The sequence below is a fragment of the Affinundibacterium amnicola genome, assembly GCF_014284275.1.
Lineage (GTDB): Bacteria > Pseudomonadota > Gammaproteobacteria > Burkholderiales > Burkholderiaceae_D > Undibacterium > Undibacterium amnicola.
Genome location: NZ_JACOFU010000004.1, coordinates 87,843 through 102,675, shown reverse-complemented (window position 1 = coordinate 102,675; position 14,833 = coordinate 87,843). Strand labels below are relative to the sequence as shown.

Here is a 14,833-nt window from a genome sequence, read left to right as displayed (position 1 = left end):
TTGGGTGAGTTGTTCTAAGTTTGCACGACCGAAACCCATCCCCACCCTAGCCCTCCCCTTGAAGGGGAGGGAATGTTCAAAGACCTTCGAACGTTACTCGTTATCTCTGTGTTGACAGGTTTTATACAAGTTTAATTGTGCGCATTGCGCCTAGCTAGATTGAGGTTTTATCATGGGAAAAGTAACAGGTTTTATGGAATACCAGCGCTTGCAAGAAGCGAGCGAAGCGCCTAAGGCGCGTTTGAAGCATTACAAAGAATTCTTAATGCACTTGGATGATGGTCAAGCAAAAATCCAAGCAGCACGCTGTATGGATTGCGGCATCCCGTTTTGCAATAACGGCTGCCCGGTGAATAACATCATCCCTGACTGGAATGATTTGACCTACAACGGCAATTATCAACAAGCTTTGGACGTGCTGCATTCAACCAATAACTTCCCAGAATTTACTGGAAGAATTTGCCCGGCACCTTGCGAATCCGCTTGTACACTCGGGATTAATGAACTGCCAGTCGGCATCAAATCGATAGAGCATTTCATCATCGATAAAGGTTGGGAAAACGGTTGGGTAAAGCCACAAATCCCTGCAATCAAAACCGGTAAGAAAGTCGCTATCGTAGGCTCAGGTCCAGCAGGTTTGGCAGCGGCTCAGCAATTGGCACGCGTTGGTCATGACGTGACAGTCTTCGAAAAAAATGATCGCGTCGGTGGTTTGCTACGTTACGGCATTCCAGATTTTAAGATGGAAAAATCGCACATCGACCGCCGCGTAGAACAAATGCAAGCCGAAGGCGTGACTTTCCGCACTGGTACTTTGGTCGGTAAAGATTTTCCATCGACGATTACTAACTGGGCAAAAGAAACCGTCTCTCCAGATGATTTGAAAAAAGATTTTGACGCCGTGATCGTCGCAGGTGGTGCAGAAGTACCGCGCGACTTGCCAGTGCCAGGTCGTGAGCTCAAAGGTGTACATTTTGCGATGGATTTTTTACCGCTGCAAAATAAGGTGAATGCAGGAGACAAGATCAAAGACCAACTGTCCGCAAGTGGCAAACATGTCGTGGTCATTGGTGGTGGCGATACAGGTTCCGATTGCGTCGGCACCTCCAATCGTCACGGCGCAAAATCAGTCGCTCAATTCGAACTGATGCCACAACCACCAGAAACAGAAAACAAGCCGCTCGTTTGGCCTTACTGGCCAACCAAATTACGCACATCTTCTTCGCACGAAGAAGGCTGTGATCGCGATTGGGCGGTGGCGACTAAACGTCTAGAAGGTAAGGGCGGCAAAGTAGAAAAACTGATCGCTTGTCGCGTCGAATGGAAAGACGGAAAAATGAGTGAAGTGCCAGATTCTGAATTCGAGATGAAAGCCGATTTGGTACTGTTAGCGATGGGATTTGTCTCACCAGTGGCGCAAGTCTTGGACGCTTTCGGTGTCGACAAAGACGCACGCGGCAATGCCCGCGCTACGACTGATGGCGAAGGTTGCTACAAAACCAATGTCGAGAAAGTCTACGCAGCAGGTGACATGCGCCGTGGTCAGTCTTTAGTCGTTTGGGCGATCCGCGAAGGCCGCCAATGTGCGCGTGAAGTCGATATGTTCTTGATGGATGAATCGGTTTTACCGCGTTAATTTTCTGCGATGAATTGAAGTCGTATAGTGTTTTTTGAGTAGCACCATGTTGTTTAAGGTTTCCCTCCAATGTATTCATTCGTGAATGTATTGGAGGGTTTTTTTATGGGTGATTCATTTCCGCTTAAGACGCAAATAAATCAAAAACGCGTTGGATGTAAGGATCCAGAAACTCGTCCGACCAATCGGGAATGCGCTTAGTCCTTCCCACTTGAAAACACAATAAGGTGACAAAGGCGTATTGATCTAATCCCTAACTAGAGACCTCGACTATTCAATGAGACCGATATGACTAACTTCCTCAAAAAAATCCTCTCCGCTTTCGCGCTTTTCTTCGTTTTTTCCAATGCGTATGCACTAGATAAAGAGCCGTACACGCAAGCGCGTTTTGATGCATTGCAAGCCTCCGGCGCTGTGGTGTTGATTGATATCTATGCGCCTTGGTGCCCAACTTGCAAGCAACAGCAAAAAGTATTTGAGCAATTTCGCGCTGCGAATCCCAATAAAAAATTTACGATTCTAGTGGTCGACTATGACAAGGACAAAGAAGTCGTGCGTCAATTCCGAGCGCCACGTCAGTCCACTTTGTTACTGTATCGCGGCAACAAGCAACACTGGTTCGCAGTTGCTGAAACGCGTGTTGAAGTGATTTCTGCCGAGATCCTCAAAGCCATCGACTACAACTACAATTAATGTTATGCCACTCGAATTTGCTTCCATCACCATCGCCTTTGTGGCTGGTGTGCTCAGTGTCTTATCGCCTTGTGTTTGGCCTTTGGTTCCGATCGTGATGACGTCCGCCATTGGTCAAAGTCGTTTAGGGCCAATTTACTTGGCGCTTGGTTTGAGTTTGTCATTCGCCATCGCAGGTGCCTTCTTATCCTTTATCTTGCTCAATTTGGGCTTGAACCCGGATGCCTTCCGTTCTGTCGCCGCCGTGCTGATGGTATTGGTGGGCTTGATCTTGGTAGTCAAACCCTTAGCCGAATGGATCAACCAACATTTGTCGATGCTTAGTAGCCGCTTGGATATTGGCAGTGGTTCAAATAGTCTAGGACAGTTTGGCGTCGGCTTGCTGCTAGGCTTAGTGTGGTTGCCTTGCGTTGGCCCAACCTTGGGCGCGGCAATCGCTGTGGCGTCGATAGGTCAAGACATGGGGATGGCATTCCTAGTGATGTTCGCCTTTGGTATCGGCACGGCTTCTGCTTTATTGCTAGCAGCGTTTGTTTCGGGGCAGGTGCTAAAGCGAGTTCGTCCAGGATTATTTAGTCGGGTGGCGAGTGCCAAAATGGTGTTGGGCTATCTACTCATCGTGCTCGGCGGCGTGATACTCGTGGGCTTAGATAAGACTTTAGAAATTTACGCTAATCAAATCTTGCCTGATTGGGCGATTTCGCTTTGATGTGAATTGGTTTGAGGTGCAGGTTTAAGATGGGGATGGCGGTTGATGCTGTCTCCTTTTTTTTGTAAATAAGAAAGATCTTGCTCCGTATATTGTTTGATTTCGCCGAATTTCTGGAGCTCAAATACAATCATGCAATCTGCATCTTTTGTCGATTTGGGTAAACCTAGTTTTTAGTTGGTATAAACAATTTGATCCAAGTTCCATGCGGGTTTGCAAAGAGTTGAAACAAATTGCTTTATTTTTGATGTCCGGTTATCTTTTTAACTTATCAAATTAGCTCAGGTTAAATTTCATGAATTACTTCATTAGAGCATTACCAATTACCATTGCGCTCCTAATGCTTCCTGCTGTTTCGCAAGGTCAAACAGGAAAAGTTTTGCCGACATTTGATGAAAAACTTGCGAAGCCGCTCTTGGTTGTTGCGGATCTTGCTCCAGGTGCGTATTTTGCGAATCCTCCCAAATCTGCTAAATGTAGTCAACCAAACGTTGTGTGTATCGACTTTGACCCGCCGCCATTTTCTCTTATAGCGACAGTTAGCTCTTCAGTATACGGCGGTGATGTTCAGCAGAAGTTAGAACTGATCACGCGCGGTCACTTCGGGATGCGAGACTACGAAAAAGGACTGAACACAGTTCTCGTGATGATTAAAACCGACGGTCAGAATTTTATTATGCCAAGGTATGCCAAAAAGAGTCTAGTCAAAAATAAGAAAGATGATTTGGTTATGTTGATCTTTAGTAGTGATCCTATTTCATGGCTACCGTGTTCAGTGTCTGACTTGAAGGAAGAAATTTCTAGTGATGAGTTTGAATTATCACTAGAAATTCCAGAGCACGAATTTGGAGCTTATAGAGTTGAAAAATTCCCTGAATATTTTCATCGCACTGCAACAGGTGCGATACCCCGATATGCGATCGCTATTTCAAAACTTGGCGCGCATCTAAATCATTTAAATCCAACGAATGCGCAAATGTCTTGTGTTGACAATCAGATGGCAGTGAAATGAAATTTAACATGGTATTCGAAAATGACGAGCGAATGAGTGTATTGCTGGATTTTGCTACGCAATGCGCGCTCATTTCACCTCAACATTCGGCGTTATGGCAAAGCTCATGAGTGGTTTGAATATTTTGTGTGGTGAATTTCAGGCCGATGAAAAATCTGGCTCGGCGTTTGAGCCATGTAGGGCGGGTGCAACCCGCGCGGTATATCGGTCGATCAAATTAAACACATAGGACAGGCGGCGCGGGTTGCACCCGCCCTACAAGACTTTTCAACATATAACTTTAAAAGACGTTAGCGCTCACTACAAATACAATATGAACTCAATCTTCAAAGCTCCCATTAGCAGTGGTACCAAGGTCACCTTGGTTTTTTTTGTCGTAGTCAGCATCATCAATTTTATAGACTTCATCTTCTATGTCCAAGAGCCTCGCAAAATGATTTCCGCGATTGGTTACGCTTTGATGGCTTACGGCACTTATAGAAATGGTCTGACCAAAGAAGCGCTTGATCTAGGCGGTCGCTACGGCTTAATCGTAGGCTTTGTTTTGGTGGTTGCGGGGTTTGCCATGCGGTATCTGCCATCAGCGCTAACCTGACATTGGTTCAGCCATGTAGAGTGTTTGCGAGAAGGTTCTGGTTGCCGAATCGGTTTTGCCGCGTTGATTTTTTGAGATGAGTTGAAGTGGTAAAGCGTTTTTTGAGTAGCTCGATGTTGTTTAAAGTTTCCCTCCAATCTGTAATGATGTTCAGTTAAGCCCAGCAAGATGCACTGTCATTCCCGCGAAGGCGAGAACCTAGTGTCTTTAAGCTGTTACGTCACTGGTTTCCCGTCTGCGCGGGAATGACAAACTATGAGCTTGTTCGTTTAACTGAACGGCATTACCCTCCAATCTGTCCTTTATCGTATATGTTGGAGATTTTTTTATGCGCGATATTCGCTATTTAAATTGATCAGAGTTTTTCGATCTGTTATTGATTTGAATCAAATTTGATGTGCTAAGTTCGTCGCGTGATCTGCCTTCACAATAATTAACAATTGAAGTGCACATTCTTTGCAATCGATTTCCGTACGGAAAAAATCACCGAATATAATTGACCCTCCAAATTGGTCATGCCGATTCTAATTATTTTCGTTTTGGGGAATGCAATTGTCTTTCAATATCTTTGGTCCAGGCAAACAAATCATGCGCAGCTTGCGTATGCCAGCGAAGTTTTCGATTATTGTCGTCACCCTGCTTATTCCGTTGATGATGCTCCTGTATTTATACGTAAGCAGAGCAAATGCTTATATTGAATTTGCAGAGCATGAATCGACTGGTGTTTATTATCACGAACACGTTAACCCCTTGATGGATGCGGTTTTGCAGCATCGTGGACAGGCTTTACTGCGGCTATTAGAGGTGGAAGATAAAACCGTCACCAATGAAGCAGCATCGGCCATTGAAAAAGCTTTTAATAGTTTGGAAAAAATATTGACTGAGCGTGATCCGTTTCAGCTAAAACCGATTCTTAGCACTGCGAAAGAAGCGTGGGTAGACGCCGAGAAAACGGCTTACACAGAAACAGCTAAAATCACTGCTAAATACACCAAAGTGAATGATGCTTTGATGGAAATTCGCAGACAGATTTCCGAACAATCTAGTTTGGCACTTGATCCCGATGTCGATAGTTATTACTTAATGGTTGCAGCAACCGAGAAATTGCCAGCGATGACTTCAAACCTAGCACCATTGCGCGGCTTGGTTGCATATGTCGCTGCCAAACCGGATCAGGCCGAGACAATTAGAACACGTATCGCCGCATTTATGGCATTGATCAAACGCGATACCGCAGAGGCAAAAGATGCTTTGTCTAGAGTGCAAAAAGTTAATCCAGATGCCTTGAAGGGAATAGACCAACAGGTATTTGAGCGTACTGACGAGTACTTAAAATTGATTCAGAACACCATCATGGGTGCGGAGGTTAGCGGCCAAGCGAAAGCAATTTATAACGCTGGTAGTGAGGTGATTTATGCAAACGAAGCATTGACCGAAAAAACTTTAAAAGCCTTAGGTGTGGCGTTAGAACTGCGTGTTGATAGCCTGACCCGTCATCGCAACTTGATGTTGATCGGCGTGATTGTTGCTCTATTTATTGCGATGTATGCCTTATACACTTTTTACTTGACTTCAATGAGTGGCTTTAAGAGCATGTCTAAACGTGTGAACATGCTTGGCGAAGGTGATCTGACCACATCAAAGCTCGCGATTGGTAACGACGAAATTTCTGAATCGATCAACATTTTCCGCCTGAGTGTGCAAGCGCTATCGAAGATCGTCGCGGGTGTTCGTGAATCGGCAGAGTCGATTAGTTTAGCTACCACTGAAATCGCTGCGGGCAATAATGATTTAGCAGAACGTGGTGCCAGAATTGCAGGAACGGTTCAGCACACCGCTGAAAATATGGATTCTCTCGCTGCCAAAGTGACCCATAATTTAGAGAATGCGAAGCAAGCGGATCAACTCGCTTTATCTGCATTTCAAGTTGCTACTAAAGGCGGTGTGATTGTTTCTCAGGCTGTAGAAACGATGGAAAAAATCACGATTTCATCTCGTAAAATTGGCGAAATTACCGAAGTCATTAATGGCATCGCTTTTCAGACCAATATCTTGGCATTGAACGCCGCAGTTGAGGCCGCACGCGCTGGTGAGCAGGGTCGAGGTTTCGCTGTGGTTGCCTCCGAAGTGCGCAGTTTGGCACAACGTAGCGCCAGTGCAGCGAAAGAAATTGGTGATTTGATTCGTGATTCGATACAAGATATTGAATCGGGCGCGCGCTATGTGAATGATGCTGGCAGCACGATGAAAGAGATCGTGAATTCGGTCCAAAGCGTCACGGTAATTATGGATCAAATTACGCGGGGTTCAAACGAGCAATCACATGAAATCAATGAGATGGCAGAGGCTGTGCGTGAAGTCGATGCCAGTACCCAGCAAAATGCTGCGATGGTCGAAGAAATTTCTGCCGCGGTGATGTCTTTAGAAGAACGCGCTAATTTCCTCGCCGAATCAGTGAAGACCTTTAGAATTGATGCGCTTCCTGCGACTAAGTTGGTGGGGTATTAAACGACCAGTCGACCAGTGCTGGGTTGACGATATCTTTTAGCCTCTGCGAACTCTAATGAAGCCAAGTGCAGTTTTGTGATCGTCTTCAGGTCATTTCGTTGTTTATACTATGACAGCAAGAATTCAATGCATATAGAGTGTTGATGGTAATGTAAAATAGATAATTTTATATTTCGTTAGCCTCATCTCTATGAATTTGCTTCATTCCTTGTCACCCACTAAGCTCGTCTTGGTATTTGGTCTATTGTTGCAGTCCCTTTTTGCGACTGCATCCGTTGATCTCGCCTCACCTTTACCTGTTGACCCAAGTGTCAAAATTGGGAGACTCAAAAACGGCTTAACTTACTACATTCAAAAGAACGACAAACCTAAGCAGATAGTGGAGTTGCGTTTGCTGGTGAAGTTCGGATCGATTCACGAAAGTGATCAGCAACAGGGGGCTGCGCATTTTATTGAGCATTTGGTTTTTAAGAATTCAAAGAACTTTAAGAACGAGACCTTGCGACCGAAGTTGGAAGGAATTGGCTTGCAGTTTGGACGCGACTTAAATGCTTATACCGAACATGAATTAACTCGTTATGAAATGTCATTGCCAAGTTCAAAAAAGGAACATGTGCAGATTGGTTTGACAGCTTTAGCCGATATCGCAGGACACGTTGAGATACGTGTAGATGATATTTCAGCCGAAGAGGCTATCATTTTAGAAGAACAGCGAATTAGAAATAACTTAGAACTGAGGAAAACTTCCGCAACTTACGATCTGACTTTGCGAGGAACAAAGTATCCATCTCGTTCGCCAATTGGCGTGGAGGCCATACGTAAAAATTTCACTGCGCCGATGTTACAGCAACTGTATCGGCAGATGTATAGGCCAGATCAAATGGCTTTGATTGCGGTTGGCGACATTGATCCGTTGGCCCTTGAAAAAGCCATTCAGAAATTGTTTTCAGGGTTGCAGAATCCGCCTCAAAACGCGGAACAGTTTACCCAAGAATTACCTGAATTTGGCGAATCCAATTTAGTGATTTTCACTGATCCGCAGCAAAGTACACACCGATTAGAGTTGACTTATCAAGTACAAAATCTTGGTCCATTTCAAACGATAGGCGAATTGCGTCAAGGTATGCTTCGCACGCTTTACTGGGATTTGCTGGACGATAGGCTAAGTACTTATAGCCCGCTCTTTACTCGTGCGGCTGCGTTGAATTCGAATTTATTGAGAACAAAGAAACGACGCGCGATTGTTTTTGAGTATCCTAAACCGGTTGATGCAGCAAGTACACAATCGGCTGCAAAAGCGGCGATTAGGGCCGTGATTGGACGACTATTACAAGTGCAGAAATATGGTTTTTTAGAATCAGAATTAAACGACAGGCGCAAAGTCAGACTCAATTCATTTGAGCAATCGTATCTTGAACGAGACAAATTGAGTTCTGATTCTTTCGTCAATGATTATGTCAATCATTTTTCTTTTGGCGAGAATCTCACAAGCACAGCGCAGTATTGGGATCTGATGCAGCCACTCTATTCAAGCATTACTTTGCAAGAGTTAAATGACTATGCGAAAGCCCAGTTGCTGCCCGAGAGTAAACCGCAGATGCTTTATATTGCACCAAAAAGTGACGAAGAATGGCTACCCTCGAAACAAACTATCTTGGCCACCATTGCGGATGCACAAACACAAAAAGTTGAGCAGGTTGTAGCGAGATCGGGAATCAAGTCGTTGCTAAAGACACCCCCAACATCGGCTGGAAAGATTGTTTCGGAAACGCATAATGTGATCTACGGAACGACAGAATTCAGCTTGTCAAATGGCGTCACGGTCATCATCAAAAAAACTGACTTTACGAATAACAAAATCAGTATGTTCCATCAATCTCTGGGCGGCAGCTCTAAAGCGCCGATCAATCAAGTGTTAAGTGCCACCTATGCGCCCAATTTAACCCTATCAATGGGGTTTGATGATCTTTCACCACGCGCGGTGCAAGAATTTTTGCAACCGAAAACGGTGGCTCTTGGAATCAATTTGACGCCTTATGTCGAAACGATTTCTGGGAGCAGCTCAACGCTCGACTTGGAGACATTATTGCAGTGGAACTATCAACGATTGGTGAACTCATCGAGAAGCAAAGCGCTATTTTCTTCTGGATTAGATCGTATCAAGCGAAATTTATTGGAAGCGATTGAAAGACCAGAGATGATTATCCATGATCAGTTCACTAAGCTGGTTTACGATAACAATCCGCGTGCTATGTTTATTCCGCCGTTTGACGAGGTCGAATCTCTCAACATGGATAAGGTGATTGCCAGTTTTGATCAACTACATCAAAATTTTTCGGGTAGCTATTTTGTATTTGTTGGCAATGTTGATGTAGATACGATGCGCCCATTGCTGCGGAAGTATCTGGCGAATTTACCGGGCAAGGAACAGGCAGATCAGATTCAGCCAGAATATCCTCTGCCTAAACGCGGCATCCGTAAGAAGGAAATCTTTGTCGGCAAAGATAACAAAGCTTCTGTTCGGATTATATTCAATGGTGCATTTAATTACACCGAGGAAGAAAGCCTAAGATTCACGCTGCTGACAGATATTTTGCGTTTGCGATTAATACAATCATTGCGTGAAGAGCGCCAGCTAATTTATGCCAGCGGTATTTCTAGCCAATTGTTCCCCATCGCAGGGGGGCGATATCAGTTGGCCTTTATTTTGCCATGTGCGGCAGAGCAGACTGATGCGGTCGTGAGCGCATTATTTCAAGAGATTCAACGTTTGCAAAAAGACCCACCTTCAATGGCAGAGCTCAATCAAGTGAAAAAGGCTTGGACGCAGTTACATAAAGAGCGCTTGCAGGACGACGATTACTGGGCAAGGCAATTACTTGAATCGAAGTTAACTACGCCGACTGCGCGATTATTATTTGCACCGGAAAAATTACTGAAGACGATTTCTCCAGAGTCGGTACGTGTGGCGGCGAACTATTATTTGGATCAAGAAAATTATGTGCAGTTAGTTGCTAAGCCAGAAAATTTGGCGGTCATAGAGCAAGCTGAAATTGAAGCGTACAAAAAGATTACACCGCGTGATCTTGGGTCTAGTCAGATTAATGAAACCTCAATTAGGCTTGCTGCGATAAGTAGAGCGCTGGCTAAGTCTGTAACTAGAAATGAAGAATTCTGGAGTTATTCGGATAGTGCCCGAGAGATATTGGAGCTTAAAACTCTGGAAGATAGAATCGGGGATTTGAAAGTAAGTACATGTCTTTCCAAAGCGAAGCAGACGCAGTTGGATCATATCCGTATCTTGTTGGCGCGTTTTGATTTGGTCAAGCTAGCGGGCACCGCCAATCAGAAAGATGAAAAGCTATCTTTAGAAAAATTGAATAAATATGCCGATTTATTAACGACTGAAGTTGAGCTATTGAAGTCTGTGTCGGCACAAATCAGTCATTGTGATAATCGCGTTCAATGAGTTGTGTGTAAGTTTGCGTTTGTGGGTGATGTTGCGCGAATGCGGGTAACGCGACCTGGCTTGTCTATCCTCGTGTTACCGCAATTTTGCTCACCTTTAGTTATTCGTAGGTGGCTCTTCTGCGTTAACCTCTGGCGCACAGAGTGGCAGGATCAATTCAAATATCGTTCCTTTACTAACACGGCTTTTGACTTTAATGCTGCCACCCAAAATCGCCGTCACAATGTTGTAACTGATATGCAAACCTAAGCCGCTGCCACCTTGCCCCATGCGGGTGGTGAAGAAAGGATCGAAGATGCGGTTGAGGTTGTCTTCGCTGATGCCTTTTCCATTATCTTTGATTTGAATGCGGACATGAGACGCGTTTAACTGGCTTGCGATAATTCGGATTTCACCGCTCTTATTTTCATCGAAAGCATGTAGCAAAGCGTTGATGATCATATTACTGATGACTTGCCCATACGGTCCCGGATAGCTATCCATTTCAATATTTGCGGGAATTTGTATTTTTAGCTGATGAAGATCACGCCGTATCCGCCCGCCTAAGGTTGATGCGACTTCGGTGGTGACAGTTTGTAAGTTAAATACGCGTCGTTTATCAGAGGTTTGATCAACGGCGATTTGCTTGAAGCTGGTAATCAGATTGGCTGCGTTTTCTAAATTTCGCATGAGTAGTGTGCATGCTGTCTTCGCTTGTGTGCTGAAATTTTCTAAGCGAGAACGACGTATGCTGCCTGATTGAATATCTTGCCCCAATTGCGCGCTTAATTCATCAAGCGAGCTGGCGGTGAGCAGGCTATTGCCTATCGGTGTATTGAGTTCATGTGCGACACCAGCGACGAGTGAGCCGAGCGCGGCTAATTTTTCTTGTTCTACTAATTTGCTTTGGGTGAGTTGCAAACGATGATAAGAGTTGGCGTTGTCAAATGCCACGGCAGCGTAAGACCCTAATGAGCGCAAGATTGTGATGTCGTTCTCATGATAAGAATTGCTGGCATCGTTTTGCAAGGCGATTACACCCATCACCCGATTATTCAACATCATCGGAACATAGATTGCTGAGCGCGGCATAGGCTTTGATTTGCCATCATCCTGTTTGATCTGGCTAGTATCAAATTCGAGGCTGATAAAGCTATCTAATTCTCTGGTATCGAGTGTCAGATTATTGACCAGTAATTCTTTTGCCGATAAGACGCATTGCGTTGCAGGTTGGTCGCTTGCATCGAGGCTACGTTGATAAGAATGAATTGGCTTGCCATTTTCTATCACGTAATCGAAGCGAATCACACGGTGTTCCCAGTCAACGATGCCAATACCAAAGGTGTTGCTCGGTATCAGATCTTGCACATAGGTGTACAGGCTTTTTTCGATGGCGTGGATTTCTAACGATGAGGTAATTTGCTTGCCCATTTCAGCGAGCAACGCGATTTTATGACGCGCCTGATCTGCTGCGTCTTTTTGTAAGATTGCTTCACGCGTGCGTTCGATCACTTCGTGTTCTAAACGTTTTTTATTCTTGCGTAGCCGTATTGTATAAAGCTGCATGCCACCGAGGATCGTCGTGCCGATTAGGATGAACCATAATGCATAAGCCCAATGCGTTCGATACCAAGGCGGAAGTATCGTGAATTGATAAGCAGCTTCTTCTGCCAGTTTGCCATAAATGTTTTTCGCTCTTACCTGAAAGCGATATTTTCCTTCTGGGATATTGGTGTATTCCTTGGCGCTAATCCGCGTCCATTCGCTCCAATGGTGATCAAATCCCTCTAACCGATATTGAAATTGTGTACTGCCTGGCTTCTCGTAAAAATCAGCGGCGAACTCAAACATTAAGGCATTTTGTTGATAGCTCAGTTGAGGGATGTCTTGCGCCGCTTGCGTTAAGTGAAAAACTGTTGACGCATCTTGAATGCTCCTTGTTTGCTTGCCAAAGCTGCCTTCGAAAATGCTTTCGGTCGTATTGGCTGCAACTCGTCTGATCATCGCCGAAAAGCTTTGTGTATAGTCTTTGTCGGTTTGTGTCTGAACACGGTATAGATTTTCACCCGGTAACCAAATACTACCGTCGGGATGAACATACAGTGACTCATCGCTAGTGATTAATCCACGAAATGCCTGATTCTTGTTGAGAAAAGTCCCATCATGACTTTTTTCTAGCAATTGTACGCCTTCCGAAGTTTGCAATAAGTAGCCGCCATGTTGATCTGAATTGAGATCGCTGACGTTCATACTGCCATCACTAAATTGCTTGCCGAAGCGTGCGTCTGGACTAAATTGCGTTTGATCAGATGCATCTGACCAAGGCGCAATTTTTGCGCTGTATAGCCCCTTGCTGGTGATTGAGAACAAGGTGTCGTCGATAAATTTTGCACGATTTCCAATCAACTGCGGCAGTCCATGCTTGATGCCGATTCTGTGAATACTTACCTGGCTAGGATCGTCACCAACAAAGTGAAGCCGCAGTAATCCTTGTACTTCAGTTGATAGCCAGAGATCACCGCTGGCATCGGCGGTAATCCGGCGAATATTTTCGTGAATTTGCGGAACTTGACTGAATAATTTCCATTGTCCATTTTCACGTTTGAAGATTTCTAGCCCACCCATTTTCCCCATAAACAGATAGTCGGGCCAGCGCGGTGAGCTGCCAATTGCATAGCCGTCGCTTCCTGAGCCAGCAATGCGTTGTGTTTGATTATCGACCAGTCTGAATAAGCCTCGGCTGGAGGCAATCATCAAGTCACCAGCGATTTCTTTGAACTGCCAGATTTCGCCCGGGCTGTTAGGGATCGCAACAAACTGTGGCGCGTCTTGTTTTTGTTGATAATGAAACGGCAGCTTGCGGAGTACGTTTTGATAAGTGCCAACATAAAATTCACCACGATGCGCGATACTAGAAATAGAGATGCCATCAATGCCGTTGCGGTTAGTGTAGACCGTTTGTGGCAGGCTCAATTCGATGTGCGAGATGCCTGAATTCGTACTCGCCCATAAATTATTGGCTCGATCTAACATCACACTAGCGACGGTATTGTCGATTAATCCCGCATTACGCGTAATCGCAGCATGGACTTTACCTTGGCGATTGAGCAAAATGATGCCGCCTTTGATCGTGCTGATCGCGAACAGATGTTCACCAACCGGAATCATCTTGTAAAGGAAGAGATTATTGGTGTCAGTTAGATGATCGATTTCTGTTGCGAACTTGTGTACGAGAGGTGCCGATTGATCGCGGCTGAGCGATTGATAGCTTTTCTGCGCAGCATTCCACAGCGGTGAGAAATCTAATCTGAGGAAGTCGCCAGAGGCGCGTGCAGCCAGTACTTGATGAGGACCAAAGTAACTTAATACCACACGTTTTCCATTGCCAACCTGTGCAAAATCGGGAAGAGGAATAATCTTTCCAGCAGCGATCATGCTGAGACCAAGCTCACTGTCCACATACAAAAGATGATCGTTCATCACCATCGCTTGAGAGGATGCGAACTTGCCACTCAAGACGCTGATCTGCCCCTGAAAAAAACGAAAAATTCTGCTGCGGGTTAAAAAATACACACCGTGAGAGGTTGCTTCAATCTGCCACACGTCGTTGAAATTGCGTTCATTCTCGGGAATTTTTTCAAGCAGCGAGATAGCTTCTACTTTGCCTTTTTTGTCGACAGCCAGATAACCAAGATCACCAATAGAACCATAAAAAATTGTTTGATCAGAAGCAATCGCCAATGCCCGCATCATAGGATTTCCCTTGGTGCTAATCGATTGCCAGCGCTGTCCGTCAAACTCAATTAAACCTGATGAATTACCGAAGTATAAAACGCCGCGCTTATCTTGAACGGAAATCCAATTTTGGCTATGTGCTTTATAAGTTTTTGAATCGTAATTATTAATGAGTGGAGCGCCAGACATGGCGGCTATAGAATCAGCGCGCGGTATCGCCTGTGCGCAGACAGAAATCGATACGCAGAAAAGGCTCATGTGAAGGCAAGTTCTGATTTGGAGCCTTAATGCATTCCAAGATGACATCACCGCGCACGCTCCCTTTCGGCCCAAGGATTTTTATGTAAATGCAAATTTTTTGTACGAACTTATTATGCGTTCTAGAAGCCTAATTTTTTATTTTACGTACAGCACTAATTTAGCATCGAATTTTTGTTGTACCCTTGGTGATGCTGCTTATTACTGCGAATTAGTTGCTGTATGTTCACATTTAAGGC

Annotated in this window: 8 protein-coding genes; 7 read left to right on the top strand and 1 reads right to left on the bottom strand. The window is 44.8% G+C overall.

What is annotated here, in order from left to right; translation table 11 throughout:
* The first annotated feature begins 172 nt into the window (after window positions 1-172).
* From H8K33_RS11060 to H8K33_RS11030, 7 genes are all read left to right on the top strand, one after another.
* Window positions 173-1,636: a glutamate synthase subunit beta gene (locus tag H8K33_RS11060; RefSeq protein ID WP_186891096.1), complete on the top strand. Its 1,464-nt coding sequence runs from the start codon at window positions 173-175 to the stop codon at window positions 1,634-1,636.
* 288 nt (window positions 1,637-1,924) lie between these two features.
* On the top strand, window positions 1,925-2,329 hold the full coding sequence (locus H8K33_RS11055; RefSeq protein WP_186891095.1) for a thioredoxin family protein: 405 nt from the start codon (window positions 1,925-1,927) through the stop codon (window positions 2,327-2,329).
* Between the two features lie 4 nt (window positions 2,330-2,333).
* Window positions 2,334-3,038 (top strand): cytochrome c biogenesis CcdA family protein, encoded by a 705-nt coding sequence (locus H8K33_RS11050; RefSeq protein WP_186891094.1) that lies wholly within the window; start codon window positions 2,334-2,336, stop codon window positions 3,036-3,038.
* Between the two features lie 295 nt (window positions 3,039-3,333).
* Complete coding sequence (locus H8K33_RS11045; protein WP_186891093.1) at window positions 3,334-4,050, top strand: hypothetical protein; 717 nt, start codon at window positions 3,334-3,336, stop codon at window positions 4,048-4,050.
* A 313-nt stretch (window positions 4,051-4,363) separates the two neighbouring features.
* On the top strand, window positions 4,364-4,645 hold the full coding sequence (locus H8K33_RS11040; RefSeq protein ID WP_186891092.1) for a hypothetical protein: 282 nt from the start codon (window positions 4,364-4,366) through the stop codon (window positions 4,643-4,645).
* 552 nt (window positions 4,646-5,197) lie between these two features.
* Window positions 5,198-7,153 (top strand): methyl-accepting chemotaxis protein, encoded by a 1,956-nt coding sequence (locus H8K33_RS11035; protein WP_186891091.1) that lies wholly within the window; start codon window positions 5,198-5,200, stop codon window positions 7,151-7,153.
* A 190-nt stretch (window positions 7,154-7,343) separates the two neighbouring features.
* Window positions 7,344-10,622, top strand: coding sequence for a M16 family metallopeptidase (locus H8K33_RS11030; protein WP_186891090.1), 3,279 nt, complete (start codon window positions 7,344-7,346; stop codon window positions 10,620-10,622).
* 96 nt (window positions 10,623-10,718) lie between these two features.
* Here the strand turns inward: H8K33_RS11030 and H8K33_RS11025 are convergent, their stop codons facing one another.
* On the bottom strand, window positions 10,719-14,594 hold the full coding sequence (locus tag H8K33_RS11025) for an ATP-binding protein (RefSeq protein ID WP_186891089.1): 3,876 nt from the start codon (window positions 14,592-14,594) through the stop codon (window positions 10,719-10,721).
* Between the last annotated feature and the right edge of the window lie 239 nt (window positions 14,595-14,833).

What these genes read in the sequence shown, in the direction of transcription:
- H8K33_RS11045 (WP_186891093.1), top strand. Translation starts at nt 3,334, where the DNA reads ATGAATTACTTCATTAGAGCATTACCAATTACCATTGCGCTCCTAATG.
- H8K33_RS11025 (WP_186891089.1), bottom strand. Translation starts at nt 14,594, where the DNA reads ATGAGCCTTTTCTGCGTATCGATTTCTGTCTGCGCACAGGCGATACCG.
- H8K33_RS11060 (WP_186891096.1), top strand. Translation starts at nt 173, where the DNA reads ATGGGAAAAGTAACAGGTTTTATGGAATACCAGCGCTTGCAAGAAGCG.
- H8K33_RS11030 (WP_186891090.1), top strand. Translation starts at nt 7,344, where the DNA reads ATGAATTTGCTTCATTCCTTGTCACCCACTAAGCTCGTCTTGGTATTT.
- H8K33_RS11055 (WP_186891095.1), top strand. Translation starts at nt 1,925, where the DNA reads ATGACTAACTTCCTCAAAAAAATCCTCTCCGCTTTCGCGCTTTTCTTC.
- H8K33_RS11040 (WP_186891092.1), top strand. Translation starts at nt 4,364, where the DNA reads ATGAACTCAATCTTCAAAGCTCCCATTAGCAGTGGTACCAAGGTCACC.
- H8K33_RS11050 (WP_186891094.1), top strand. Translation starts at nt 2,334, where the DNA reads ATGCCACTCGAATTTGCTTCCATCACCATCGCCTTTGTGGCTGGTGTG.